Below are 25,880 nucleotides of genomic sequence, written 5' to 3'. Positions count from 1 at the left end.
ACGGGAGCAATCGGAAAGGCATGCATGGCGAAGAAGAAGCGCAAGGTCGCTGAGCCGGCGGAGTTTGTCACCCCGCTGTTTGACGCCCACACCCACCTGGCTTCCTGCGGCGCTCGCGAGCCGGAGGAAATCGCCGCCCTAATGGACCGCGCCGCGGCCGCTGGCGTGGTCGGCGTGTGCACGGTCGGCGACGGCATGCCGGAGACCGAGCTCGCCTTCGCCGCAGCCCACTCGCACCCGCGCGTCTGGGCCGCCGCCGCCATCCACCCGACCCGTGCCAATGAGCTTGACGACGCCGCCAAGGCCCGGCTGGCCGAGATGGCCGCGGATGAGCGTGTCGTCGCCATCGGCGAGACGGGGCTCGATTGGTACTGGCTCGACTCCCTGGACGGCTGCGCCTCTAAAGAGGAGCAACTGTCCGCGCTGCGCTGGCACATGGACTTGGCGGAAAGCGTCGGCAAGCCATTGATGATTCACAACCGAGACGCTGACGAAGAGCTCATGGCCGCATTGGACGGCTACGGCAACACGGTGATTTTGCACTGCTTTTCTTCGTCTATCGAGGTTGCGCGCGAGGCGCTCGGGCGCGGCTACATCTTGAGTTTTACCGGCAATGTGACGTTCAAGCGCAACGAGGAGCTGCGGCAGGCGGTGTCTGAGGCTCCCGCAGAGCAGTTGCTTGTTGAGACTGACGCTCCGTACATGACCGCGGAGCCCTTCCGCGGTGCGAGGAACGAGTCCACCTTCATTGGTTGGCAGGCCCGCGCGATGGCCGAGGCGCGTGGTATCGGGGCCGAGGAGATGTCGCGGATTTTGAGTGATAATGCCGCCCGCGTCTACGGCATCTCACTTTAGGCAAATTGCGCCATAGCCAAAGGCGAGCCAAAAGCGCCACGGAAGAAACTTCTATTAACAGGTGCAACAGAATCCTGTAGTGATTGTCACTTTTTCAGGAAATGTTTAGACATCACAGTTTCTTTACCGTATCGTTACTTCAAGTGTTGCCCGCCCGAGATTTTTTCTAGGGGGTGTGGCGGGCCCCTTGAGAACCTCGGAAAGGCTGTGATTTTCCAAGTGAGTGCTGCAAAGAAGCGTTATCTGAACCGTGCCGGTGGCGGACTGTCCACCACCTCCAAGGTTGCCGCAGGGACTCTTGTAGCTGCCCTTGCAACCGGTGGCACCGTTGCTGCGGCGTCCTACGACACCATGACCGTCGAAATTGACGGCAAGGTTCAGCAGGTTTCTTCCTGGTCGGACAGCGACAACAGTATCCTGGAAAAGGCCGGCGTTACCGTCGCCCAGGGCGATGTAGTTGAGCGTCAGGGCGACCCCGCAGATGGCGGAAAGCTGGTCTACCGCTCCGCTAAGCCGGTCACGCTAGTGGTCGACGGTCAGGAGCGTGAGGTTAAGACCAACGCGATCACCGTCGACGAGCTGCTGGACGCGCTGAACGCCGACAAGTCCGTTGGGGCCCAGGACCGAGTAAAGGCTCCGAACGGTAAGATCCCGGCCGAAGGCCTGAAGCTGGAGATTACCCGCGCGAAGAACGTCGTCCTCACGGACGATGCCAAGGACACCCCGATGACCGTGGCAGCTCTTAACGTCGGTGAGCTGCTGAAGCAGCGCGGCATCGAGCTGGGCGCCGACGACACCGTTACCCCGGCACCGGAGACCCCGCTGACCGAGGGGCTTCACGTCGTCGTCTCCCGCCTAATCGAAAAGACCGTCACCGAGCGCGCCGAGGTTGCGCCGCTGGAACAGGTCATCGAGGACGAGAGCATGTTCGAAGACGAGCGGGTCGTCGAGCAGGAGGGCGAGGCCGGTGAGAAGGAAATGACGGTCAAGATCACCTCCCGCGACGGCCAGGAGCTCGCCCGCGATGTCGTCAAGGAAACCGAGCTGAAGGCGCCGGGTACCTCGATTATTCGCCAGGGCACCAAGTCGCGCGTCGAGGCTCCCGCCGCAGGCTACGGCGTGTGGGACCAGCTGGCTCAGTGTGAGTCCGGCGGCAATTGGGCGATCGATTCCGGCAACGGATTCTCCGGCGGCCTGCAATTCACCGATTCCACCTGGGCAGCCTACGGCGGTACCGAGTACGCCCCGCGTGCTTCTCAGGCATCCCGCGAGCAGCAGATTGCCGTTGCCGAGCGCGTCCAGGCTGGTCAGGGCTGGGGAGCATGGCCGGCGTGCACCGCGTCGATGGGGATTCGCTAACCCCGCGCCGTCGCCTAAACTAACTAGTTGTGACTAGAGCTGACGTTTCTTTCCTCGGGCCTGTCGAGGTTCGCGAGCTGGCCGCCGAGTTGGATATTGTCCCGACCAAGAAGCTCGGGCAGAACTTCGTCCACGATGCCAACACGGTCCGCCGCATCGTCGCGGCCGCAGACCTCGCCGAGGATTCCTACCCGGTCGAGGTCGGCCCAGGCCTCGGCTCTCTGACCCTGGGGCTGTTGGAGCAGTGCGGTAGGGCCGCCGCCGTCGAGATCGATTCTCGCCTGGCAGCGCGGCTGCCACAGACTGTTTCCGAGCGCGCCGCCGGAACGGACCTGCACCTGGTCAACAAGGACGCGCTCACTGTCGCTCGCGAAGACTTCCCGCAGGACCCGGACGCGCTGGTCGCGAACCTGCCCTATAACGTATCTGTGCCGGTGCTGCTGCATATGCTTGCCGAGCTGCCCACTATCCGCCGTGTACTGGTGATGGTGCAGTCGGAGGTCGCCGACCGGTTGGCCGCGCAACCTGGTTCCAAGATTTACGGGGTACCCAGCGTAAAGGCCTCCTATTACGGCAAGGTGCGCCGCGCCGGCGCCATAGGCCCCCATGTGTTCTGGCCCGTACCGAAGGTGGACTCCGGTTTGGTCCGCATCGACTGCTACGGCACTCCGGAGGCGGGGGAGGCCCCCTGGGAGATTTCGCCCGAGTTCCGGGCTCGCCTCTGGCCGCTTATCGACGCCGCCTTCGCCCAGCGTCGCAAAACGTTGCGGGCGGCTCTATCCGGCGTTTACGGTTCCGGGGCGCTCGCGGAGGAAGCTCTCGTTGCGGCCGGGATTGATCCGAAGCTACGCGGCGAGAAGCTGACTATCGAGGACTTTGTTCGCCTGGTCCAGGCGGGCGATACCGCCTAGCTGGACACGACTTTCGCGGCAGGGGAATTTCCGGTGCCGTTTTCGGGGAAGGCGTTCGATAGGGCAGCGGCGAAGCGCTCGGCCCGCTGGGCATTGCCCTCTGGGATGAAGTGCGTGCCGTCTCCGGGGATGAACCAGTCTGGGTACTCGGCCACTTCGGCCGCCCAGTCCCAAATCGCGACGTTGTCGTAGTCGTCGGCGGCCTCACGAAGAAGCTTGTTGAAAAGCTGCATGTTGGAGTCGTCGTAGTAGGGGTTGCCGGGCTGGTAGGTGCCGACTGTGTTCCACATGACCTTGTACCCGTCTAGGAGATCGAGCATGGCCTTGATATTTCCTTTGATTTCGTCCGGATTCTGTTCGTACCCGTAGTCGGGCAGGGCGGCGTAATTCGCGGCGTCGTTGACTCCCGTCGCGATGACCCAGCAGGTGTCGGGGTCCTGGCCCATGGCCAATAGTTCGCTGACCGAGGTAATTGCCGAAGGGTATTCCTCGTACCCCTGCGCTGTGGCGCGGGCGCCAAAGACGCTGTCCACGACTTCGTCGGCACCGTGGTTGAGGTAGGTCTGGAATCCGGAGTCGGCCCCTTCGGGCAGCTGCCCGGTGTCGAAGAGCCCGATCGAGGTGGAGTCGCCTACGTGGATGACCGTCGTGCAGCGCATAGTCTCGGACTTCGGGGCCTTCTTCGTCGCCTTCTGGCCCGCGGCCGCATTTTTTGGCAGTTCCATGGCCGGGGATCCACCGGGCTTCGTTCCGGCGTTAGCGCCGTAGGAGCCGCCTCCGGCTAAAACTGGTACACCGATGAGCAGAAGGGCGAGCATCGACACGGTGCAGGCCGCGGGGAACGCGCCCATGTGCTGGCGCGGCGCCGGTGCGACTTCGTGCCGACGGGCACGCCAATAGGTGCGGATTGGCTCCACAATGCCGTGTCTGCGGATCGGATCTTCCAGGATGCGCCAGCTGATAGCGGCGAGGAGAACCGATATGCCACACACGAGTAGGGCGGTGCCCCATGCCACCCAGGCGTTTGCTGCCGCGCCGGGCAGCCAAGTGCGGGGGAGAAACGCGATAATCGGTAAGTGCCACAGGTAGATGCCGTAGGAGCGTTCGCCAATCCAGCGTAGAGGGGCGGCGCCCAAAACCTTGGCGAAGGGGCCGTCGATACTGAGAGCCGCCACGATCACGAGGACCGTGCACACGGTCACGAGCGCCAGGCCTCCCTGGTAGAGAAAGATGCCGTTTTGGGTTGTCGCAATCGAAAGCCCGAATATCCCGGCCATGCCAACTAGCCCGATTACCAGGGCCGAGGCCTTGCCCGCGACCGCGGTTTTGCCCTGGTGTCGTCGGAAAACGAGCGAAATGGCCAACGCTGCGCCGAGGAGCAGGCCGCCGGCGCGAGTGTCAGTGCCCTCGTAGATGCGAGTGTGATCGGTGCCGCCTGCGGCGAGCCACCACATCAACGCAAAGGATGTGGCCGTCAGTGCCAAGGTCGCGGTCACGATGCGCCTGCGGCCCCGGAGCAGCGCGAAGAGCACGACGAGGAGAAGGGGCCAGAAGATGTAGAACTGCTCCTCAATAGACAGCGACCACATGTGGTCCAGCGGGCCTAACCCGGCGAACTGGTCGAAGTAGGAGTTGCCCGCGGCAATTGTGTGCCAGTTGTTGACGTAGAACAGGGCGGAGAGCGCCTGTGCCGCGCGCGTGCCGAGCGAGCCCGAGTCGAAGGCCACGGTGAGGAAGAGGACCGCGACTAGCGTCGTGATGACAGCTGGCAAAAGCCTCCTGAAGCGGCGGAACCAGAAGGTCCCCAGACGGAAAGTCCCGTGGCGCAGTTTGGTGCTCACCAGGTTGGTGGTGATGAGGTATCCAGAAAGAGTGAAGAAGACGGCTACGCCCATCAGCCCGCCGCCAAAGCCCGGAACACCGAGATGGTAGAGGACTACAAGGGTCACAGCGATTGTGCGCAACCCGTCGAGGGCCGGGACGTACCGGTCGGGGTGCTTTGTAGGGCGGGGCATGATGAGGCCGGGGACTTTCTTTTGATGAAAAAATGCAGCGGGAAGAATTTTAACCAAAGAAACACGAATTAGTGAAGGATATTCAGTTCGAATTTCTGCGCGATAATGAACGAGTAAAAATTAGTACTAATTAAGGCGAAGCGCATGGATGGCAACAACAGGAATGGAGCGAGGGGGCAGGACACCAGCCTGCCTCGCGACCAGTGGGGTCGTCTGACTGGGCGCTTGGAGCCTTACGGCAAGGCGGCGTTGGATTTTTGGCCTGCCGCCGACGGCTGGGTCTGCAACTGCGTGGTTATCCGGCAGGGGCGCGTGCTTCTCCTGCAGCGCGACCCCGAGGGCTTTCTCGGTGGACAGTGGGATTTGCCGGGCGGGAAGCTGGACCCGGGTGAGGAACCCGACGAAGCGGCGAGGCGAGAGCTGCGCGAGGAAGCGGGCCTCGAGGCGGCGGAGGTCGTCGAGCTGGCTCATTACTCCAACCCGGACGTTCAAGGTGACGACTTCCGCTTCCACACCGTGACGTACCGCGCCGTCGAATCCGATGACACCGCGGCCGTGCGGCTTAGCGACGAGCATCCGAACTTCTGCTGGGCCACCCGTGAGCAGTTCGATGAGCTGCCCGTCGTCTGGTACATCCGACGTGTGCTTGCCGACGTCGATTGGGGCACAATTAATACTCATCATGGCGAATCTGATTAATTGCGAGAATATTTCGAAGTCCTTCGGCCTGAAGACCCTGCTGGACGGGGTCAGCCTCGGAGTCCAGGACGGCGACCGAATTGGTGTCGTCGGTTTCAACGGTGGGGGAAAGTCGACGCTGCTGAAGATACTGGCCGGCGTTGAGCCGGCTGATTCTGGTCGTATCTCGCGAGCGAACGATTTGCGGATGGCCCATGTCACGCAGGGAGCCGAACTGGATCCGGATGCGACGGTGTTCGAGTGCGTTATCGCGCCGTTGGGGCTTGCGGAGCACGAGTGGGCGGGCAGTGCGAAAATTCGCGAGGTTCTCGCGGGAATTGGTATCAACGACCTCGGAATGGACACCCGGGTGGGTAGCCTCTCCGGTGGCGAGCGCCGCCGCGTAAATCTGGCTGCAGCCCTGGTTCGCGACCTTGACCTCCTGATTCTCGATGAGCCGACTAACCACCTGGATATCGAGGGCGTGCAGTGGTTGGCTGACCACGTGCTTTCGCGTCGTACCGCGCTGGTCGTGGTTACTCACGATCGTTGGTTTTTGGACACCGTCGCGACGCGGACTTGGGAGGTCCACGATGGCGCGGTCGATATGTTCGACGGTGGCTACAACGACTGGACCTTCGCCCGCGCCGAGCGCGCTCGCCAGGCCGATGCCGCGGAGCAGCGGCGCCAGAATTTGGCCCGCAAGGAGCTGGCGTGGCTGCGTCGCGGCGCACCCGCGCGTACCTCGAAGCCGCGTTACCGTATCGAGGCCGCAGAGGCTCTGATCTCCGATGTCCCAGCCCCGCGCGATTCTGTGGAGCTGATGTCTTTTGCCAAGCGGAGGCAGGGCAAAGTTGTAGTCGAATTGGAAAATGCGGAGCTCAAAACCCCGGATGGGCGCACTCTTCTGGAGGATGCCACCTGGCGTTTGGCCCCCGGCGAGCGCATTGGTCTCGTCGGTGTTAACGGTTCCGGTAAGACGACTCTGCTCCGCGCCCTGGCCGGCGATTACAAGCTGAGCGGCGGTCGCCGAGTAGAGGGCAAGACGGTGCGGCTGGGCTGGCTGCGTCAGGAGCTGGACGACCTGCCGCTGGATATGCGGGTTCTCGAGGCGGTAGAGGACGTCGCCACCTACATCGAGGTGGGCAAGAAGCAAATCAGCGCCTCGCAGCTAGCGGAGCGCCTGGGCTTTTCCCCGAAGCGGCAGCGCACGCCAATCGCGGATCTGTCGGGCGGTGAGCGCCGCCGCCTCCAGCTCACCCGTGTGCTGATGCGCGAGCCCAACTTTTTGCTTCTCGACGAGCCCACGAACGACCTCGATATCGATACGCTGCAGGAGCTCGAGGACCTCCTCGATAGCTGGCCGGGAACCTTGGTTGTGATTTCCCACGACCGCTACCTGATTGAAAGGATTGCCGACTCTACCTGGGCTCTCTTTGGCGATGGGAAGCTGACCAACCTGCCCGGCGGGATTGGCCAGTACCTTGAGCGTCGCGCGCAGCTGGCTGCCTCGCAGCTAACCGGTGCTCAGTCGGCAGGTGTGCAGAGGCATGCCGAGACAGAAGCGCCGAAGCTCTCGGCCGCGGAGTCGCATGCCTTGCGCAAGAAGATGAGTGCCTTGGAGCGGAAGATGTCGAAGCTGGCTCAGCAGGAAAGTGAGCTGCATGCGCAGATGGCTGAGGCGAGCGCTGATATCTCGAACCTGGATACCCAGAAGTTGGCGGACTTCGATCGCCGGGCTGGCGAGGTTGCCGAGGAAAGGACGCAGCTGGAGATGGAATGGCTGGAACTCGGCGAGCAGCTCGAGGGATAGCAATTTCCGATTTAGATTAGGTGTTGCTTGTTTCGGGGGGTAGACGTTTGGGCGGATGTAAAGCTAAAACGCTTTAGTGATTAAGCCGGGAATCTGAGTAAAAGATGTGAAAATAGTGCCGCCGGGTGTAAAGTTATCACTGTTTTATCCCGTTCATGTTGCGTTTGTGTCTCAAAAATGCTGCACTACACAGTTTTTATCAGTGTTCATCCGGATTAAAAGGGGTGGACGGAGGTCTACAGGCAAGGTGGCGGGGGATAATAATTGTTCGCAAAGATTTGCATGTTCTACGCCGTAAGATTTACCCCATCTAAGGGGTTGCAGCGCCGAGGAACACTGTGAGAAGAGGATTTTTCCGGTATGTCGAATTCGGCTCAGCCTCCGCGCTTGCCACTCGCATTTCAGCTGAAGGCTTTCCTAAGGACAGTCCCGCCGCTGCTGAAGACGGGTGCCTTTTACTTCCCGCTCCCGCATAACCCCAAGGGATCGCTGGAAATGCTGCGCTCCCTCTACCGTTGGCGCTTCGCCGTCGGTAGCCTCGTCCACGTGGACGCACAGCGCTACCCGGACCGTCTGGCCCTGGTCGATGATGACGGCGAGCTGACCTACCGCGAGCTCGATGAAATGTGCACCCGTGTGGCGTTGGCCCTGATGGCCCGCGGCATGAGCCGCGACACGAAGTTCGGCATCATCGCTCGCAACGGCCGCGGCATCATTGTCCCGATGGCGGTTAAGGGCCTGATCGGCTCCGAGATTATGCTGATGAACGTCGGCTCCTCCGAGGCGCAGGTCGACGGCATTGTCGAGCAGAACGACGTTTCCTTCATGTTCATCGATGATGAGTTCATCGACCGCATCCCGAAGGACCGCAAGGACCTCAACGTCGTGATTACTCACGTCAGTGACCCGGAGACCCGCAACAAGGTTCCGTCTCACTGGCTGTTCATGGAGGACCTCGCGAAGGAGAACAACAACGGCACCTTCGACGACTTCGAGTTCAAGCCGGAGCAGGGCCGCATCATCATCATGTCCTCCGGAACCACTGGCCTGCCGAAGGGCGTCCTGCGCGACGAGCCGAAGTTGCCGAACTCCGTCGGCGCTATCTGTGAGCGCATCCCGTGGCGCCGCAACATGGTCGTCCACCAGTCCGCGTCGATGTTCCATGCCTGGGGCTGGGCGAATGTCCTGATCGCCTTCGGCACCGGCGCGACTATTGTCACCATGCGCCAGTTCGACGGCAAGACGATGGCGCAGCAGTGCCAGCAGTACGGCGTCAACGGCATCATCTCCGCGGCGTTCTTCCTGCGCCAGTTCAAGGACGAGCTGGATGACAACCCGGTCTACAAGCTGGGCCCGTTCAAGTTCATCGTCTCCTCGGGCAATGCCATCCCGGCATGGCTGGTGCGTGCGCTGACCCACCGCTTCGGTCCCGTCGTCTGCAACTTCTACGGCTCCACCGAGGCAGGCTTGACCTCGATTGCCACCGGCCAGGACTTGACCATGCGCCCGGATTCCGCGGGCCGCCCGGCGATGAGCGCAATTGTCCGTATCTACGATGACAACGGTAAGGAGCTCCCAGCTGGCGAGGTCGGTCGTATCTTCGCCTGCGAGGACTCCAGCTTCACCGGTTACCTCAACCCGGAGGACAAGTTCAACACCATCGACGGCCTCTTCGAGATTGGCGACCGCGGTTACCTCGACAGAGAGGGGTACCTCTACATCAGTGGCCGCAGCGATGACATGGTCATCAAGGGCGGCGAGAACGTCTTCCCCCGCGAGGTCGAAGAGCTCGTTGGCGGCCTGCCGGGCATCGCCGACTGCTACTGTCGCGGCGTCCAGAATGACGAAATCATCGCCGACCTCTACCTCTACGTCGTTCGTTCGGGCTCGAAGGTGAGCGAGGACCTGACCCAGGAGTACTTGCAGAAGTACGTCCGTGAAAACCTCGCGGACCACTCGGTGCCGGACAAGGTCATCTTCGTGGACAAGCTGCCGCGCAACGCAGTCGGCAAGGTCGTTCCCCGTGAGATTGACGCAATGCTGGGCAAGCACTAGCCCCTTGCGCTGATTCGTGCGCTAGCCGTGGGCCGGGTACTCGTGATCGGAGTGCCCGGCTTTTTCTATCTGCACAGTTGCATGTTCGATGCCGTAGGCGTCGTGAAGCAGAAGTTGGGCGCGGTCGAGGAGCGTGTGCTCGCTTCCCGACGACAATTCCTCCGCGATCACGAGATGGGCCGACGCCATCGCGTCTGTGCCAGATAGCGTCCAAATGTGCAGGTCGTGGACCTCGATCACGCCGTCGAGCGCGCCTAAGTCGGCGGTGATCGCGGCGGTGTCGATGCCGCGGGGCGTGCGCTCGAGCAGGATGTCCAGGCACTCGCGGATAAGCTGCCACGCGCGGGGGACGAGGACGAGCGCAATGATGATGGACACTACGGAGTCGACGGCAGTCCAACCGGTCGCGGCGATAATCAGCGCTGAGACGATAACGGCGACGGAGCCTGCCGCATCAACGAGGACGTGGAGGTAGGCGCCTCGGACGTTGACGCTTTCCCGCGAGGGAGCAGCCAGCACGATCGCGGCGACCACGTTAGTGACGAGGCCGATGACCGCGATGGCGAGCATCTGCGTCGTCTGGATGTGAGACTGCTCTGCGGAACCGAACCGCTGCACCGCCGACCACAGGATGAAACCGGCGATTAAGAAGACGGTCAGCCCGTTGGCTAGCGCTGTGAGTACCTCCACGCGGCGATATCCGTAGGTGGTGCGTTGGTCCGGGGCGCGTTTGCCGATCAGCATCGCGACGAGGGCCATGACGAGGCCCGCCGAGTCTGTGACCATGTGGCCCGCGTCTGCGAGCAGGGCCAGCGACCCGGAGATGAGCCCGCCGACCAGCTCGGCGAGGAACACCGCCAGGGTCAGTGCGGCGACGGACAGCAGGCGGCGCGTCGGCAAGCTGGCGGGGTGGTGATGATGGTGGTGATGAGAATGGTGACCGTGTCCTTCCACGGCCTCAATCCTATAGGCGGCGGTTAGGCCTCCGGAAGGTACGCGTCGGCCCAGGCGTAAATGAGGTCGGCGGCGCGAGCTGCGGACTTAGCCCGGGTGAGCAGGTGGTCTGCGCGGTCCAGGCTCATCAGCGACTTCGGGTAGCGGGAGACCTGGAAAATCTTCTGCGCGCTGTCGATGCCGACGGTCTGGTCGGTCGGGGAGTGGAGGATGAGCAGGGGCTTGCGCAGCCGGCCGATGTACTCCTCCGGGTTGTAGTCCGCGAGGACCTCGAGGAACTCGCGGGAAATCGGAATACCGCGGCCCTCAATCTGCAGGACCTGGGTGCCGTGCTCATCGACGGTGGAGATATCGCCGGCGATGCGAACGATGGAGTGCGCCGGGTCGAAGGGGGCGCCCATCGTCGCGACTGCCTTCACCGCGGGCATCTCGCGGCCGGCATTGAGCACGGCGGCGCCGCCCAGGGAGTGGCCGACGAGCAACGACGGGGCCTCAAGCTCGGCCTCCATGAATGCGTAGGCGGCCTTGAGGTCGTCGATGTTGGTCTGGAAAGTGGTCTCGCCGAAGTCGCCGGTGGACTGGCCCAGTCCGGTGAAGTCAAACCTGAACGCGGCGACGCCCTTCTTCGCAAGGGCCTTGCAGGTGCGAGAGGCTCCCGGAACCATACGGTTGCAAGTAAAACAGTGCCCGAAAAGCGCCCACGCGCGGGGCTTCCCCTCCGGCAGATCGATGGAAGCGGCGAGGGTTTCGCCGGTGGATCCCGCAAAGGTCAGATGTTTCGTTGGCATTGACTTCTAGCGCCTCTTTGTGTGAAAAAATTTCGCTCTGTATTTTCGCCCCGGTGTCTGGGTGACCGTAGGCAATACTAAGCGTGATCGGTACAGACAAGTGAGGGATTGGCCGAAAAATCGACCAATCCCGCATTGAGTACTCCTGTGTGAGCTAGCGCACCTTAAATTAGCGCACCGGCGCTCCCGGACCGAGCGGAATTCCCGCAAGGTACCAGACGACGAAGAACAGGAACCAGCCGACCAGCATGCAGATCGAGTACGGAATTGCCAGGGACATCAGGGTGCCGACACCCGCCGGCTTGTAGTACTTCTGCAGGAAGGTCAGTGCCAGCGCGAAGTACGGCGACATCGGCGTGATGATGTTCGTCGGGGAATCTCCGATACGGAACAGCTGCTGGGAGACCTCCGGGGTGACCTGGACGTACATCAGCATCGGCACCACGACCGGCGCCATCAGAGCCCACTGCGCGGACCCCGACGTGATCAGCAGGTTCAGTACCGCGACCATCAGCACGAAGGCGGCGAAGAGCAGCAGCGGCGGCAGGTCCGCCTTGGTTAAAAATTCCGCACCTTTAATGGCGGTCCACTGGCCGATATTAGACCACTTGAAGTAGGCCGTGAACTGCGCGACTGCGAAGAAGAGAACCATCATCGTGGTCAGGGTGCCCAGGCCGCGCTCCATGAAGGCCGGCACGTCCGCTGAGGACGTGATGGTCTTCGCGCCCAGGCCGTAGGCGATGCCGGTCACGGCGAAGAAAAGGGCAATGGAGACAACGACGTCGGTAAGCAGGACCGAGTTCAGGATGCCGTCGCCCTCACCGCGCAGTGGCGAGCCCGGAATGAACAGGGCGGCGAACCAGGCGGCGAGGAAGAGGACCGCGGCAGTGTTGCCGAATCGCAGGCCGCGGCGCTCATCGTTGGAGAGCCTTAGCTTGTCGCGTCCGGTGGAAGATTCTTTTCCGAAGCTGCGCTCGGCATCTTTGGCGTTTTCGGTGGCTTCTTTCTCGCTCCCGCCGGGCTTGGTGAACTCGGCTGCCTCATGGTCGATGTGATCGTCGTGGATAGTCTTCTCGACGTGCTTGGTGATGAAGAGCTCCGTTACGGCCGTGATAATCAGCGCCAAGACAATGGCTGAGGCCATGGTGAAGAAGTAGTTCGCCAGCGGTGAGACCACGTATTCGGGGTCGACGAACTGTGCGGCGTGAGTGGAGATGCCCGCCAGCAGCACGTCAGTGATGTTCAGCACCAGGGAGGAGTTGAAGCCCGCGGAAGACGCCGCGAAGGCGACCATCGCGCCCACAATTGGGTTCCTGCCGACCGCCGCGAAAGAGGCTGCGCCCAGCGGGATGAGGATGACGTAGACGGCGTCGGACGCGATAGAGCCGGTGACACCCGCGAGCGCGACAATGAACGTCAGCAGGACGGGGGAGTGCACCTTCGCGATTGCCGCGCGGATTGCCGAGCCGATGAAGCCCGAGTACTCCGCAATTGCCACACCCAGCATGCAGACCAAAATCAGGCCTACGGGCGCGAACTCAGTGAAGTTCGTGACTGCCTCGGAGATCATCTTTTGCAGGTACTCGGAGGTGGCAAGGTTTTCGACCTTGATCATCTCTCCCGAGGACGGGTCCTTTGCCTGCATGCCCGCCGCGGCGCCGATCCAGGAGGAGACGATGACAACACCCGCCAGGATGACGAAGAGCCAGAACGGGTTCGGCAGCGCGTTGCCGATGCGCTCCAGCGTTGCGAGGAATCCTTTGGGCGACTGATGCGGTGGACTCGGCCGGTTTTGATCTGCGTCGGTCGCGGTGGTTGATGTGGACATTTCTCTAAACCCCTTTTTGTTAGTTGTGGCTAAAAGAGTAGGGGAAAGTTAAGTAAGTCACAAAGGAACGCTGTGAATCGGCTGCTTTGTGGATTTCCCGTCAGCCTCCGAACTTTGCCTGCGGATGTTTGTTTCGCCGGCGCGTTCTTAGCTAGAGTTAGCGACGTTATGGGCAAGAAGAAGTCGAAAAAGGAAAAGGTCAGCGCCAACAATTCGGTGGTGGCCACTAATCGGCGTGCCCGCCATGACTACAACATTCTCGACACCTACGAGTGCGGCGTGGTCCTCGTCGGCACCGAGGTCAAGGCCCTGCGCGAGGGCAAGGCATCGCTTAACGACGCCTTCGCCACAATCGACGATGGTGAAGTGTGGCTGCGAGGCCTTCACATCCCGGAATATTCGTACGGATCGTGGACGAACCACTCGCCCCGGCGGAGCCGGAAACTCCTGCTGCATCGCCGTGAGATTGACTCCCTGTGGGGCAAGGTGAGAGACGGCAACAACACACTTGTGCCTATGAAGCTCTACTTCACCGATGGCCGGCTGAAGGTTGAACTCGCGCTCGCCCGCGGTAAGCAGGACTACGACAAGCGTCAGGACATCAAGCGTCGCACCGAGGAGCGTGAGGCAACCCGAGAGCTGGGCCGCCGCGTCAAGGGGATCAAGGGGTAGAGGCGGAGCGACTTGCGTGGCCTTTTGACTGGGACCGTCGGCAAGCGATACGCTAAGAAATCCATCGGGTGAGAGCACAATCCCGCGCCCGAGGGAAACTGCAAGGGGCTGATATGGTTTCGACACCGTGCAGTGAGCCAGGGGAAGCGTGCCGGTGCAGGCTAGAGACCACCGTTTGAAGCGTCGTAGCAACTGATTAAGCGCCGAGAACACTCAGCGCGACTACGCTCTCGCTGCCTAATAGCGACTAGCGTGTCTGTCAGACCGGGTCTGCCCTTTGGCCCGGACCCTGGCATCGACTAAAAAGGGCTCGCCCGGTGAGTGTGCCGCAAGGCTCACAGGGGATCTTCTTACTTGTGGCTGGGCCCGTCATTCGGACATGTTTGCCTGAGCCGAAGGGCCGAGTAGAGGCGAATGCGCGAACTGCGCACGGAGAAGCCCTGGCAAGTTGGCGGTGGACCCGGGTTCAATTCCCGGCAGCTCCACAATTGGAAAATCCCTGGTCGTTTGACCAGGGATTTTCTAGTCTGCGCGCTCGTGTTTTTGTTGAAGGCTGGGCGGATTAGCCGATATGCCTTTTCCTGGGGTGGGGATTAGAAGGGAAAATCTGTGGCATCGGTCGGTAGGATGAGTAAGCCGATGACATTTCCATTCCTGTCGAATGCCACTCGAGCCATCCACTCTCCGGCTTCGTGCTTGAGTGTTGAGATGACGACGCAGGTACCGAGGATCTTGGACTGGAGCTTCGAGTAAAGCGGTTCGTGGCTCCGGGTTCCCTTCAGGCTGGTGACCTGAGTGTCTTCGAAGGATTCGAACTCGCCAGTTTCGGTCAGTACGTCCTTCCAGACCTCGGAAATGGTAGACCAAGGTAGATTCTTGCGAAGCTTAGGCAGAATCATGCCCATGGTGTCAGCTTCTTCTCCGTTGATGATGTGGCGCAAAAACTTCTCGCCAAGTTTGGCAATATGCGGCGTCGGGGCTGCTGTCATAACCTCTCCTGAAATAGGGTCGTGGACACTGCCGAATCGCTTGAAGGCTGCCTGGCGGGAGATATTGAGGGCTCTGCCAATGTCTGCCCACGAATGGCCTGCCGAGCGCGCATGGGCAACGGCATCCTCTAGTTCGTATTCGGCGATGTTTACCGCCTGAAGGCGGTGGCGGATAGTTGTCAATGGATCCATGCCTGCAGTCAACCACGGGTTGACGCTAGCGTCAACTAATAGTTGACACTCTGGGGTTGGTGCTTGTCGGGTAGTGGCTCGGCAATCGGCTTACAAGCACGCAAAAACGCCACCGGCAATCAGGCTGATGGCGTAATTTCGGAAAGGGTGCGGAGCTAGAGCCCGTGATTAGAAAGTGCTCTTGTAAACGTTGGCGATGGTGGTACCCATGACCTGGGAACCGTGGAAGGTTGGGTGGTTGGTCATGTTGTAGGAAGCGGTGTCGGAATCCAGGATTGCGGAGACCTGGCGCTCGCCGTCTTTGCCACACATTGCGACATCGATGTGAGAAACTTCCTTCAGGTTGACAAAGCCGACGCCGGTCTCGGCAGCGGCACGCTGCTGGCGATTCTGGAGGTTCATCTCGACGGTGTGCAGCAGGCTGGCAGGAATGTGGGGCGCAAACCCGTTGGCGTTAATTGGGCAGGCGTAGTGAGTCTCATCTGCAGAGGTGAAGGCCGGGTAGCCAATGACCATGATGCGGGCCTGTGGTGCAACTGCCTGTGCCTTGCGGATTGCTTCGGTCAGGTTCTTGACGTAGAGGTCATCCTGCAGTGGAACCGGCAGGATGGAAGCCTGCATAGTGTCATTTGCGCCGACAAAGAAGGTGGCCAGTTGGGTGTCGGGGCCTAGGGAGCCCTGTGCAATCGCATTGTCGACCTGGCCGATGACGGACTTTTGCGGCTGGTTTGGAATGAAGACGGTGGTTCCGTTGCAAGAGTAGTCGTGCAGCTCCAGTCCGGCCTGTTCGGCAACGTGCTTGCCGATATTCGAGGAAGAGACCGGGCAGCCGCCGCGACCCGGGACTGCCGGATCCATCTGGCCTGGGTTTGCCGGGAAAGAGTCTCCGAAGGCCACGTACTTGCCTGCCGGCAGTGCGTTGGCGACGCCTCCGGAGAGAAGGGAAGTGACCATGGCTGCTGCGGCGGCAACCGGTACTGTGGCGCGACGAACAACGTTCTTCTGCATTATTTATAAACCTCTTGAAAAGACTCAGAGTGCGTTCCTCGGAGCGGGGTCTGCACTAAATACTAAGAAGACGCTTAGTCGGCGCGTCTTTATCACTCTGTTATACAACTCGGTTTTGCCAGCAATGTCAACCGGCGTTAACTCACAACCTTAGCCCCAATAGTGCTAATTCGCATCAAATGTCCCATAAAGCGCATGGGTTACACCGCTAGCAAGGCCTGCGCCGTCTCTCAGCTCAATATCATCTTCCGCAAAGGGGCCAGCGGCTTCGAGCTCAGCTTCTGTGGGGCGCGGCTGAATCAGTGTGAGGTTCGGACCGTCTGAAATTACTCCCGTGAAAAGGCGAGCTTGCCGCGCCACCCTCCCGTTGGCATGTGCCCTAATTTCGTCCAGCGATGCGCCGTCGATAATCTCTTCGTGTTCCGGCGAGACGATGAGTACTTCTTGCGCAAGTACCGCGCCGACGACACCGCTGGGCCAGCTCGTGCGGGCAATAAAGTCTGCCAGTTCGGGGCTTCCGCCGTCGATGCCTTCGGGGAGAGGATCCTGTGCAATTACCGTTAGCGGCGAACTATCCAGGACGTCGGAATCCAGGGCGTCGGCAAGCGCGGCGGTGGGGACCAGTGCGAACAGGCTAGGGGAGCGGTCCCATCCCTCGGCGTGGACATACTCGACGGTCTCTCGGACTGCGCGGTTGAGAGCCTGCTGGGTGGTGTGATCGAGTGTGCCCATATGTGCCTACTTTCAGGGGGTGACCGAAGGTCATAGTCAATTCTCAAAAACTTTATTTAGAGTAGATGAGGAACAACCCAAAATCGACTCCCCGGTTGAACGCTCGTTATCCCCAGCTTGCGTCACCCAATTGAATAGGAGAGACGTTGTCTTTCAACGCGACCCGGCCGCCCAAGGCGGGCAATGGCCGCCCCGGATGGCTTGCCATAACAATTATGGCAATCGCCGTCCTCAGCTTTGTTATCCCAATCCTGGTCAACCTCTACGCGGACTTCCAGTGGTTCGGAGAGGTCGGATTCCGCAGCGTTTTCGCGACGACCTGGGTCACGAGGATCATCCTCTTCATCGTCGTGGGGCTAATCACCGCGGCGTTGACCTTCGCATCGATGTGGTTTGCATGGCGCGCTCGACCCGCAGACCTGGGAATGATGGACCCGCGCAGTCCGCAGGCTGCTTATCGACGGATGGCGGAGTCAGGATCTAAGTCGGTCCTCGTCGTGTTGCCGCTGATTTTCGGAATCCTCGGTGGACTGGTTGGGCAGGGCAATTGGCAAATCGTACAGCTCTTCTTGAACCGGCAGTCCTTCGGTAAGGCTGACCCGCAATACGGCAAAGATCTGGGCTTCTACGCCTTCCAGCTGCCACTATGGTCCTTCATTGTTTCGACCCTTGTTCTGATCGTCGTCGTTGCGTTTCTCATCTCGCTGGTGACACATTACTTCCTCGGCGGTATCCGCGCGGGCAATCCGATGACGGGTGAGAAGACCCGCGTCTCGGGTGCCGCCCGGGCGCAGCTGGCCTCCTGGGCCGGCGTGTTCATGCTGCTCAAGGCTGCGTCCTATTGGCTCGATCGCTACGAGCTGCTCAACAACAAGCAGCAGACATTCACCGGCGGTTCCTACACCGACATCAACGCCCTGCTGCCGGCGAAGATCACGCTGCTGGTCATCGCGATTGTCGTGGCTGCTGCCTTCTTCGCGGCAATATTCCTGCGCAACCTCTCTATCCCCGCGTTCGCTACCGTGCTGATGCTGGTTTCTGCGGGACTTATTGGTGTTGCCTGGCCGCTGGCGGTCGAGCAGTTCTCCGTCAATCCGAACCGCGCGACCAAGGAGCGCGAGTACATCGCTCGCAACATCGAGTCGACTCGCTACCACTACGGTCTGACCGACGACAAGGTGGCCATCGAGCGCGACTGGGGCGTGCCCGTGGAAAAGGAGGGCGACAAGAAAGCCGCGGAGGAGGGCGCTAACTCCATCTCCCGTGACAGTGCGACCCTGAATAACATCCGCATCCTGGATCCGGAGGTCCTTCCTCGTACTTTCACGCAGCAGCGCCAGCTGAAGAACTTCTACGGTTTCTCCGACCCGCTGGCGATTGACCGCTACGAGGTCGACGGCCAGACCCGCGACTTCGTCGTCGCGGCCCGCGAGCTCAACCCCCGCACGCTTCAAGGCAACCAGAACGACTGGATTAACCGGCACACCGTGTACACGCACGGCAACGGATTCGTCGCCGCCCCCGCGAACCGCGTCGATGAGGTTGCCTCCGAGTCCGGCTCCACCCGCGGCGGTTACCCGCTCTACACGGTGGCGGACCTGTTCGAGTCCGAGGATCCGAACGGTATGAACCTGAACCTGAAGCAGCCGCGCATCTACTTCGGTCCCGTAATCGCCAACTCCGACGCCGATTACGCCATCGTCGGCGGCAATGGTGACGGCAAGGACTCCGAGTACGACGCCGATGGCCGTAACTTCACCTATGACGGCACCGGCGGCGTGGGTGTGGGCAATATCTTTGCTCGTGCGATGTTCGCGACCCGCTACCAGGAGCTGAACATCCTGCTGTCCGACCGCATCGGTCCGGAATCCAAGATCGTCTACAACCGTGATCCCCGCGACCGTGTGCAGAAGGTCGCCCCCTGGCTGACCACTGACACCAAGACCTACCCGGCCGTGGTCGATGGCCGCATGAAGTGGATTGTCGATGGCTACACCACCCTGAGCAAGATGCCGTACTCGCAGCGTATGAGCCTGCAGCAGACGACCCAGGACTCGGTGAACCCGGACGGTACCCCGCGCCCGCTTCCGAACAGTGAGGTCGCCTACATCCGCAACTCGGTGAAGGCCACTGTCGATGCCTACGACGGCACCGTGGAGCTCTATGAATTCGATGAGTCCGACCCCGTGCTCAAGGCTTGGGAGGGCGTCTACCCGGGCGTCGTCAAGCCGAAGAAGGAAATCTCCAAGGAGCTGAGTGAGCACCTGCGCTACCCGGAGGATTTGTTCAAGGTTCAGCGCGAACTCATGGCGAAGTACCACGTGGATGACCCGGGCGTCTTCTTCGCGAACGACTCCTTCTGGTCTGTCCCGTCCGACCCGACCGCACCCGAGTCGCAGAAGCTCTCGCAGCCGCCGTACTACGTCGTGGCATCTGACCCGAAGACAGGTAAGCCCAGCTTCCAGCTGATTTCCGCCTACCGAGGCCTCGAGCGCGAGTTCCTCACCGCTCATATGGCCGTGTCCTCCGATCCGGAGACCTACGGCCAGATCACCATCCGGGCGCTGCCGACGAATACCCAGACAATGGGTCCGCGCCAGGCGCAGGACACCATGATGAGTGCGGACAAGGTCGCCCAGGATCGCACGCTGCTGGAGGGCACCAACAAGGTCACCAACGGTAACCTGCTGACGCTCCCCGTCGGCGACGGAGAGATCCTCTACGTTGAGCCGGTATACACCGAGCGCAAGGAGCAGGCGACAGCCTTCCCTAAGTTGCTTCGTATCCTCGTTTCCTATCGAGGCCAGGTTGGCTACGGCGCTACGGTCGCCGAGGCGCTGCGCCAGGTCGGCATCGATCCGGCCGCCGTGACCAAGGTTCGTGGTGAGGAGGACGCGGGCGCGGATAAGAAGACGGACGAGAACAAGCCTGCCGACTCCAAGGACTCTGAGCAGGCTGCCCCCGCGGAGGAGCGCAAGGTCGATGTCGTCGCACGCGACCAGGCCGCCGGCCGCATCTCCGACGCTCTAAAGAAGCTTTCCGACGCCCAGAAGTCCGGGGACTACGCTGCCCAGGGGCAGGCGCTGGCGGAGCTGGATAAGGCTGCTGCCGATTACCAGAAGTCCAACGGGCAGTAGGTCTGTCATTGATCCCCAGTTCGTAGCAAAACCGCTTATGAGCTGGGGATTGGTGTTTTTTCGGCAAGTCGTGTTAAAGTTTCTTCTCGTTGGTCGGAAGCGGCCAGCACCCGCTGTAAGTGCTCGAAAGAGTGCTAGGCAGTTGACGCGGGGTGGAGCAGCTCGGTAGCTCGCTGGGCTCATAACCCAGAGGTCGTAGGTTCGAATCCTGCCCCCGCCACTAAGTTGGAACCCTCGGTTCGCGAAAGCGAATCGGGGGTTTCTTGCGTCTGAGGAACGCGACGGGGGAGGGTTAAAGGACAAAAGGGGATGCGGACGGAATCTTGGAGGATTCCATCATGAACCGCTCATACACCAAGGAGCAGCGACGCAGAGCTCTGCAGGTTTACAAGCGCACTCAATCGGTGACCAAGGCCGTCCGTGAACTTGGTTATCCAGGGCGATGGACGCTGTACAAATGGTTGCGTGAACCCGCCAAACCTGGTCGACCCCCGCAAACAGTCAAATACATTGACCCGCTACCCGTTTGAGGTCAAGCTTCGTGCTGTTGAGCTCTTCAACGCTGGTTGGAGGCCAGCTGACATTGCTGTGGAATGCGGGCTGCGCTCAAAGATGAGTGTCTATTCTTGGGCACAACGCCACCGTGAAGAGGGAAAATGGGGTTTGATGTCGAAAAGAGAACGCAAAGAGCACACTCGCATGCCCACCCGAGCAGCATTCGAGAAATCATTAGCCGATGATCCTGCAGAATTGAAAAAGCAAATGGCTCAACTGCTTGTTGACAAGGCTGTTTTGGAAAAGGAGCTGGAACTTGTAAAAAAGACGTCAGCGTCATCCCGGGTTAGCTCACACCGAGTGCGAAGAGCCGTCTTATCAACCCAGTCCAATGTGTCGTTGACGCACTTGGCATGGACCGATTCAATCGTTTTCCGGGTGTCCTCATCGCCAAGTGCCCACAGCACGCTGATGGATTTTGCTGGGGAAAATGTCAGGTCAAAGCCAGCGGTTGCCTGCCGCACTGAGTTCTTTTTCTCATTGACCCACGCCAAAATCTCCCGTGGCGACGCGTGATCAAATCCGGTTGCTGCCGCGTACTGAGCCCTGGCGGCGTCAACGGCGATGGTGTTGCGCTCGTCGGTGTCAGGGCGCCGACCGTGCTCATAGCGGAACTGCTTTTCGCGCTTGGCGATCTCAGCCAGGACCTCGTCGCCGCCATTGTAAATCGGATACGCTCGGCCCAACTGGACATCAGCAATGGCGGCACCGGCAGCGATTTTCGCATCTGCCTCCGGGTGTAGCCCCTCACCGTAGAGGGCCGCCATGTGCTCCTTGTCCACGACAGAGCCGTCAGTGACGACCGTTGAATGCAGTCCGGCGATTCCTCGGCCGAACCACCGCCCGGGTGGGGTTCCGGTTTCCTGGTAGTAGTCACCGAGTCGAGTTCCGACGGAGGTGTCGACGTCGGAGGTTGCCACATTGCGCAGCAGATAGGCGTACCCATCGCCTGCATTGACCACTCGAATCGACATCATGGGCCAGAGGTTAGGAATGATGCGGCGAAAAGTTAAGACCTACTTTTGCCTTCCGAACGATGACGACCTTGGGCGTTTCGGCACCCGCCTATGTTCACGCAGGTCACCCACAAGAAGTCGCAGATGTATATCTGCCAGAGGTGTGTTGCTCTTTAGGAGCAATGTGAAAAACACCACAAGAACGGTAAGGCATGTACTGATAGTGACTTGGTGGATATGCTTAAGCACAGATCTTCGAAGTTAGTACACGAGAGAAAGTGCTCAAATGAGGAAAAGACTAGGCATCATTGCTTTGGTCGCATTCGGCGCAATGATGGTTCATGCTCCGATCGCTGAGGCATCTTCGGAGGTAACGGATTTTGGAAGCATTGAAGGACTGCCGGTCTCAGAAGATTCGTTAAGTTCGGAATTACTTCTACGTGGTGCTAGAACAGCCTTTATGTCAGGCGGGGGAGACGGCTATCGGATTGTCGGAGAGTGGGACGACAAGAATGGCCGACGAGTAGTGATGCGTGAACGTGCTCGGTCAAAGATTCAGTCAAAACACGGGCTTAGTGCTAATGCACCGCGAGTAGTTACCCAGTATGCTCCCAAGATTGAAACCTTTAACGGCGGAGATAGAGTCGAATACCGATTGCCGATGGATCATATTCGATGTGAGGGATGGGGGCCGACCAGGAAATGCCGCAAACTGGAGACTCGGGATGTTCTGGCAGTAGTTGGATTCAACAAGGTCACCGATGGGCGACCATATGGTGTTGTAACAACATACTGCCCATGGGTACAGGGACGCTGTCCTGACTGGGTAGTCAATTCTCCTCAGCTGAAGTAGGTGCTCGATGTACAGAGAAATGTCAGAATCCTCTCGTCGAGAATTACGAGGAAAAGACCTGAGGGGTAAAGATTTCTCAAACTATGATTTATCCGCCGCTGATTTTGAAGGCTCCCAGTGCCAGGGATGCTCCTTCCGAGGAGCAATGCTGGCGTGGTCTAACATGAGGAATGCGAACCTAATTGATGCAGACTTTGAAGGCGCATTCCTTAGCGAGGTTGATTTTCGGGGCGCGGTACTTGATGGAGCGAAGTTTTTCGACGCTTGTCTTCTACCGGTTTATGCTGAACCTGAGCAGTTCAGAAACAGCATAGGACTGGCCACATCCTCCGTTGATATACACCGTCCAGATGGAAATTAGTGAGTGTTAGCGCTTGTTGTGGGGGGTAGCGTCTTAACTTTGTTTCTGCGCGGTGTTTTTCTTTGGGCATGGTGACTAAAGACAGAAGAGCACAAGCCCGCCGTCGTGCGCGCGAGCTTCAAAAGGAAGAAGCCGACCGTCTTGCCCGTATGCGGTCAGCGCGTACTGACGCATTCATCGCGTTAGAAGCGTTGGACGACGCGCTTGAGTCATTTGGGCTGGCGCTTGATAAGTTGCTGGGCGAGGGAGAGAAAAAGGGAAAGCTGGCGAAGGACTTCACTGTTCCCATGCGCCGGATTAATGAGGCGCTTGATCTCGTTGGTTCACCGCACGCCCGCAAAGCGGAAACTGAGCAGAAACCGGACAGCGATGATGAGGCAGACGACGATACTGAGGTAGAGGAGTCCAACTCTGATGGGGTTGCAGGCGCGGAGCCGGATGCCAATGACTCGGCTGCCAGCAACAATTCCTAATCGTGTCGTTGAGTCGTTTTGGAGAAAGGTGGTGAAAAGTCCGTCTCCTGATGGATGTTGGATTTTCACGGGAGCGATTTCTTCGCCTGATGGCTATGGTCGGATTAATTTTCGTGTTGATGGTCGGCAGTATTCGGTGTCAGCGCATCGTTTCGCGCTGATGCTGTCTGGCACAGATATTTCAGATTCTGAGGTCGTAGCAGACCATCGTTGCAATGAACCGTTGTGTGTCCGTATTGACTCGCGCCATGTAATCGCGTCGACGCGGGAGGCAAATGCGCGATACGCTTCGCTGACCGGTCGAGCACGTGGCCAGCGCCCAGGGTTGGACACTCAGAATCGGTCTCGGGTGCAGCGCTCGCGTGATGTTCGTGCGGCGTTGGCAGGGGGGGGTGGAATGAACAGGCCTACGCTCGTGCCGCGCGTAGGCCTGTTAACCCGTTAGAACAGCCACGATTGTTTTAGGTGTTAGGTGCAGCTATCCTCGCCCCGGTTGAAATCAGAATCTGTCACAGGCTTTCCAATTAATTCCTCCACACGCTTCATACTGGCGATCTTTTCCGCGTATTCAGTGTTTGGATTCTGTGCCTCGCGGAGAGGAAACTCACCTGTTGATTCAATGACTTGAGTTAAATCAACAATATCTCCCGTAGCTCCGAACCGCTTCAGCACAATGAAGTGAGCAAGTGCCGGATTGTAGAGCTTTCCTGCGATTTTCTTCATTGAAGCGCATAGAAAGATTTCGTCTCCTGTTGCCACATTTAGATACCTAGTACAGGGGAAATCATGACCCCACGATCGCACAATGGATACCGGAACTGGACTACCATTCGTTGCGACGGTCCAAACTGAGTAGGGAACTTCAGTCTGGAGCGGGCTGAAATCTAGGACCGGGCGGCTTGAGGGCCTCCCTGGGTTAGGTGCCATTGTTTGGCGTACTGCGCTGGCGGGACAAAGCCCAAGCTTGAGTGCGGATGACACGTATTGTAGCGCTTCGACCACAACCTGAGGCAGTGGCTGGCGTGGGCCGGGTCGTCGAACATCTCGTCTTCGAGTAGCTCATCGCGGAGGCGGTTGTGAAACGACTCCACGAATCCGTTGTGCCATGGCCGTCTTGGTGGTATGAACGCCTCAACAGTACCCTCCTTGGCCGCCCACTTGTTCAGCTCGTGGCTGATGAACTCAGGGCCGTTATCCATGCGCAACACTCGCGGACGGCCACCTCTGGAGGCAGCAAGATTGCTCAACAGTTCAATGACTGACACGGCGGTAATAGACCGCCCGACCTCGAATCCCACGTGCTCACGTGTGAACTCATCGATGACGTTGCAGATCTTAAACGTCTTACCGTGGTAGTCAGTGTCGAACTGGAAGTCCAATGCCCACACATCACCGGGACACGCAGCTGGCTCAACCCGAGGGGTGGATAGGGGCAGACACCGCCGCTTGGGAGCCTTGCGTGGAAACACCCGCAGACCCTCCTGGCGCCATATGCGGCGCACGACATCGCGGCCGCAGTCAAACCCGGCCTCACGAGCCTTAACCCACGCGCGGCGGTAGCCCCAGCGACGATGGGATGCAGCGAAGGTCACCAACCAGCTGCGCAACGAGGCGTGCTTGTCGGTGGCAGAAGGCCCGGTTGTGTGGCGTCGGGCGTTGTAGTACGCCCCGCGGGAAACCCCGACAACGCGGCATGCCAAGCGCACTGAGTACCCCAACGATAGGGCATGGTCAATCGCTTTGTACTTGCGTTCCGGGGTCAGAATTTTCCCTCTGCTAACTCCCTAAGCAGCGACTTTTCGAGTTCAGCCTCCCCAAGCAACCGCTTGAGCTTCTCGTTTTCTTCCTGCAGCTCCTTGAACCGCCGTGCTTCACTGCGAGTCATGTCGCCGTACTGTCTCTGCCACCGGTGATACGTTGCCTCACTGATGCCAAGCTCACGGCAAACCTCTGCCACGGTGCTGCCAGATTCCTTCAAGGACCTGGCCTTGTCGAGCTTCACCACGATTTGTTCGGGTGTGTGCTTCGAGAACTTCTTCATGCTCTCCAGTCTTCCTGCCCCAACCGGGGCTGTCACGGAAGACACTCTCAAGCCAGATGGTCTAGTTTTTTCAGCCCGGGCCAGTTCCGCCTCCAATCACGGCGACGCGCATACGTTCTTGTGGCTGTTCGCGGCGGATGGTCTGGACGGCCAGGACGGCGGCGCACACCAGTGCAGCCAGGACAATGATTACATACATTACTTCTCCTTTCTGGGGCTGGGGCTTATCCTATCGGGAGGGTGTGCACAGCCTGTGTGCTGCATTTTTCTGAGAATAAGAGTGTGTATGCCGTAGGCGATATACAGCCGTCCCGAGTAGGAAAGTGGCTTAAAGCTCTTGCTTGGCGGGCGGCTAGTGTGTGGGCTTATATGCTTGATGGTTATGGCCCCTACGACTGTTTTTGACCGCGCTACCATTCGCCACAACCTCACCGAGTTCAAACTCCGGTGGCTTGACCACATTAAGCAGTGGAAGGCGGAAAACCGGCCTGCGACCGAGTCAAGTCACGACCAACAGCTCTGGGGAGACCTGCTCAACTGCTTCGACGTCAACGACCGCGACATCTACCTCTTTTAATGCAGCGTAAAACGTGTCTCTATGGTAAATACCGGCCTTCATCCTCGGTAAAGTTATTAGAGAAGCTAAAGCCCCTCG

The 25,880-nt window shown here is 59.8% G+C and carries 22 protein-coding genes, 1 tRNA gene, 1 other RNA gene and 1 pseudogene; 14 read left to right on the top strand and 11 right to left on the bottom strand.

Annotated features, from left to right (window positions below; all coding sequences use genetic code 11):
* The first annotated feature begins 24 nt into the window (after nucleotides 1-24).
* The 3 genes from CLAC_RS09205 (at nucleotide 25) to rsmA (ending at nucleotide 3,125) form a co-directional block, all read left to right on the top strand.
* On the top strand, nucleotides 25-855 hold the full coding sequence (locus CLAC_RS09205) for a TatD family hydrolase (protein WP_053412662.1): 831 nt from the start codon (nucleotides 25-27) through the stop codon (nucleotides 853-855).
* Between the two features lie 219 nt (nucleotides 856-1,074).
* Nucleotides 1,075-2,214: a resuscitation-promoting factor gene (locus CLAC_RS13060; protein WP_053413380.1), complete on the top strand. Its 1,140-nt coding sequence runs from the start codon at nucleotides 1,075-1,077 to the stop codon at nucleotides 2,212-2,214.
* 29 nt (nucleotides 2,215-2,243) lie between these two features.
* Nucleotides 2,244-3,125 (top strand): 16S rRNA (adenine(1518)-N(6)/adenine(1519)-N(6))-dimethyltransferase RsmA, encoded by an 882-nt coding sequence (gene rsmA / locus CLAC_RS09195; RefSeq protein WP_053412661.1) that lies wholly within the window; start codon nucleotides 2,244-2,246, stop codon nucleotides 3,123-3,125.
* Here rsmA and CLAC_RS09190 read toward each other — a convergent pair.
* Complete coding sequence (locus tag CLAC_RS09190) at nucleotides 3,122-5,140, bottom strand: acyltransferase family protein (protein ID WP_053412660.1); 2,019 nt, start codon at nucleotides 5,138-5,140, stop codon at nucleotides 3,122-3,124. The genes rsmA and CLAC_RS09190 overlap by 4 nt on opposite strands.
* Before the next feature lie 144 nt (nucleotides 5,141-5,284).
* On the opposite strand from CLAC_RS09190, the gene CLAC_RS09185 reads away from it, so the two are divergent.
* From CLAC_RS09185 to CLAC_RS09175, 3 genes are all read left to right on the top strand, one after another.
* Complete coding sequence (locus CLAC_RS09185) at nucleotides 5,285-5,839, top strand: NUDIX hydrolase (RefSeq protein WP_082313302.1); 555 nt, start codon at nucleotides 5,285-5,287, stop codon at nucleotides 5,837-5,839.
* A complete protein-coding gene (locus CLAC_RS09180) occupies nucleotides 5,823-7,631 on the top strand; it encodes an ABC-F family ATP-binding cassette domain-containing protein (protein ID WP_053412659.1) in 1,809 nt (602 codons plus the stop codon). Before CLAC_RS09185 ends, CLAC_RS09180 begins: the two co-directional genes overlap by 17 nt.
* A 360-nt stretch (nucleotides 7,632-7,991) precedes the next feature.
* Complete coding sequence (locus CLAC_RS09175; protein ID WP_053412658.1) at nucleotides 7,992-9,686, top strand: AMP-binding protein; 1,695 nt, start codon at nucleotides 7,992-7,994, stop codon at nucleotides 9,684-9,686.
* Between the two features lie 21 nt (nucleotides 9,687-9,707).
* Here the strand turns inward: CLAC_RS09175 and CLAC_RS09170 are convergent, their stop codons facing one another.
* The 3 genes from CLAC_RS09170 to CLAC_RS09160 form a co-directional block, all read right to left on the bottom strand.
* Nucleotides 9,708-10,640: a cation diffusion facilitator family transporter gene (locus tag CLAC_RS09170; RefSeq protein ID WP_245621853.1), complete on the bottom strand. Its 933-nt coding sequence runs from the start codon at nucleotides 10,638-10,640 to the stop codon at nucleotides 9,708-9,710.
* Between the two features lie 23 nt (nucleotides 10,641-10,663).
* On the bottom strand, nucleotides 10,664-11,428 hold the full coding sequence (locus tag CLAC_RS09165) for an alpha/beta hydrolase family protein (protein ID WP_053412656.1): 765 nt from the start codon (nucleotides 11,426-11,428) through the stop codon (nucleotides 10,664-10,666).
* A gap of 169 nt (nucleotides 11,429-11,597) precedes the next feature.
* Complete coding sequence (locus CLAC_RS09160; protein ID WP_053412655.1) at nucleotides 11,598-13,256, bottom strand: AbgT family transporter; 1,659 nt, start codon at nucleotides 13,254-13,256, stop codon at nucleotides 11,598-11,600.
* A gap of 168 nt (nucleotides 13,257-13,424) precedes the next feature.
* On the opposite strand from CLAC_RS09160, the gene smpB reads away from it, so the two are divergent.
* Both smpB and ssrA read left to right on the top strand, forming a co-directional pair.
* Entirely contained in the window at nucleotides 13,425-13,928 is a 504-nt protein-coding gene (smpB, locus tag CLAC_RS09155; protein WP_053412654.1) for an SsrA-binding protein SmpB, read from the top strand.
* Nucleotides 13,929-14,032: 104 nt separating this feature from the next.
* Nucleotides 14,033-14,416, top strand: a transfer-messenger RNA (tmRNA) gene (gene ssrA / locus CLAC_RS12450).
* A gap of 105 nt (nucleotides 14,417-14,521) precedes the next feature.
* On the opposite strand, the gene CLAC_RS09150 is transcribed toward ssrA, so the two are convergent.
* From CLAC_RS09150 to CLAC_RS09140, 3 genes are all read right to left on the bottom strand, one after another.
* Entirely contained in the window at nucleotides 14,522-15,109 is a 588-nt protein-coding gene (locus CLAC_RS09150) for a DUF3887 domain-containing protein (protein ID WP_053412653.1), read from the bottom strand.
* Between the two features lie 168 nt (nucleotides 15,110-15,277).
* On the bottom strand, nucleotides 15,278-16,117 hold the full coding sequence (locus CLAC_RS09145; RefSeq protein WP_053412652.1) for a GDSL-type esterase/lipase family protein: 840 nt from the start codon (nucleotides 16,115-16,117) through the stop codon (nucleotides 15,278-15,280).
* A gap of 165 nt (nucleotides 16,118-16,282) precedes the next feature.
* Nucleotides 16,283-16,849, bottom strand: a complete 567-nt coding sequence (locus tag CLAC_RS09140; RefSeq protein WP_053412651.1) for a PPA1309 family protein — start codon at nucleotides 16,847-16,849, stop codon at nucleotides 16,283-16,285.
* Nucleotides 16,850-16,995: 146 nt separating this feature from the next.
* Here CLAC_RS09140 and CLAC_RS09135 point away from each other — a divergent pair, with 146 nt between their 5' ends.
* The 3 genes and pseudogenes from CLAC_RS09135 to CLAC_RS13195 all read left to right on the top strand — a co-directional run.
* On the top strand, nucleotides 16,996-19,986 hold the full coding sequence (locus CLAC_RS09135) for a UPF0182 family protein (protein ID WP_053412650.1): 2,991 nt from the start codon (nucleotides 16,996-16,998) through the stop codon (nucleotides 19,984-19,986).
* A gap of 146 nt (nucleotides 19,987-20,132) precedes the next feature.
* A tRNA-Met gene (locus CLAC_RS09130) sits at nucleotides 20,133-20,206 on the top strand.
* A 200-nt stretch (nucleotides 20,207-20,406) separates the two neighbouring features.
* Nucleotides 20,407-20,634: pseudogene (locus tag CLAC_RS13195) on the top strand (terminase gpP N-terminus-related DNA-binding protein); the annotation flags it as partial.
* 119 nt (nucleotides 20,635-20,753) lie between these two features.
* On the opposite strand, the gene CLAC_RS09125 reads toward CLAC_RS13195, so the two are convergent.
* Nucleotides 20,754-21,518 (bottom strand): relaxase domain-containing protein, encoded by a 765-nt coding sequence (locus CLAC_RS09125; protein WP_053412640.1) that lies wholly within the window; start codon nucleotides 21,516-21,518, stop codon nucleotides 20,754-20,756.
* An 839-nt stretch (nucleotides 21,519-22,357) separates the two neighbouring features.
* On the opposite strand from CLAC_RS09125, the gene CLAC_RS13190 reads away from it, so the two are divergent.
* Together CLAC_RS13190 and CLAC_RS09120 are read left to right on the top strand one after the other, a co-directional pair.
* Complete coding sequence (locus tag CLAC_RS13190) at nucleotides 22,358-22,711, top strand: pentapeptide repeat-containing protein (RefSeq protein ID WP_082313300.1); 354 nt, start codon at nucleotides 22,358-22,360, stop codon at nucleotides 22,709-22,711.
* Nucleotides 22,712-22,779: 68 nt separating this feature from the next.
* On the top strand, nucleotides 22,780-23,184 hold the full coding sequence (locus CLAC_RS09120) for a hypothetical protein (RefSeq protein ID WP_156324819.1): 405 nt from the start codon (nucleotides 22,780-22,782) through the stop codon (nucleotides 23,182-23,184).
* A gap of 468 nt (nucleotides 23,185-23,652) precedes the next feature.
* On the opposite strand, the gene CLAC_RS09115 is transcribed toward CLAC_RS09120, so the two are convergent.
* From CLAC_RS09115 to CLAC_RS13055, 3 genes are all read right to left on the bottom strand, one after another.
* Nucleotides 23,653-23,943 carry a hypothetical protein gene (locus tag CLAC_RS09115; protein ID WP_156324818.1) on the bottom strand — a complete coding sequence of 97 codons (291 nt, stop codon included), beginning with the start codon at nucleotides 23,941-23,943 and terminating at the stop codon, nucleotides 23,653-23,655.
* A 125-nt stretch (nucleotides 23,944-24,068) separates the two neighbouring features.
* A protein-coding gene (locus CLAC_RS09110) for an IS3 family transposase (RefSeq protein ID WP_425388796.1) occupies nucleotides 24,069-25,225 on the bottom strand; the annotation gives its coding sequence in 2 pieces (ribosomal slippage) (nucleotides 24,069-24,949 and nucleotides 24,949-25,225; 1,158 coding nt in all).
* 70 nt (nucleotides 25,226-25,295) lie between these two features.
* The gene (locus tag CLAC_RS13055; RefSeq protein ID WP_281175538.1) at nucleotides 25,296-25,424 is read right to left on the bottom strand and encodes a hypothetical protein; all 129 of its coding nucleotides are present in this window, start codon (nucleotides 25,422-25,424) and stop codon (nucleotides 25,296-25,298) included.
* Nucleotides 25,425-25,607: 183 nt separating this feature from the next.
* Between CLAC_RS13055 and CLAC_RS09100 the strand changes: the two genes are divergently transcribed.
* Entirely contained in the window at nucleotides 25,608-25,802 is a 195-nt protein-coding gene (locus CLAC_RS09100; RefSeq protein WP_245621851.1) for a hypothetical protein, read from the top strand.
* The last annotated feature ends 78 nt before the right edge of the window (nucleotides 25,803-25,880 follow it).

Source organism: Corynebacterium lactis RW2-5 (genome assembly GCF_001274895.1).
Classification (GTDB): domain Bacteria; phylum Actinomycetota; class Actinomycetes; order Mycobacteriales; family Mycobacteriaceae; genus Corynebacterium; species Corynebacterium lactis.
Note: the sequence above shows the minus strand (reverse complement) of the source record. Positions and strands in the feature narration are given on the sequence as shown.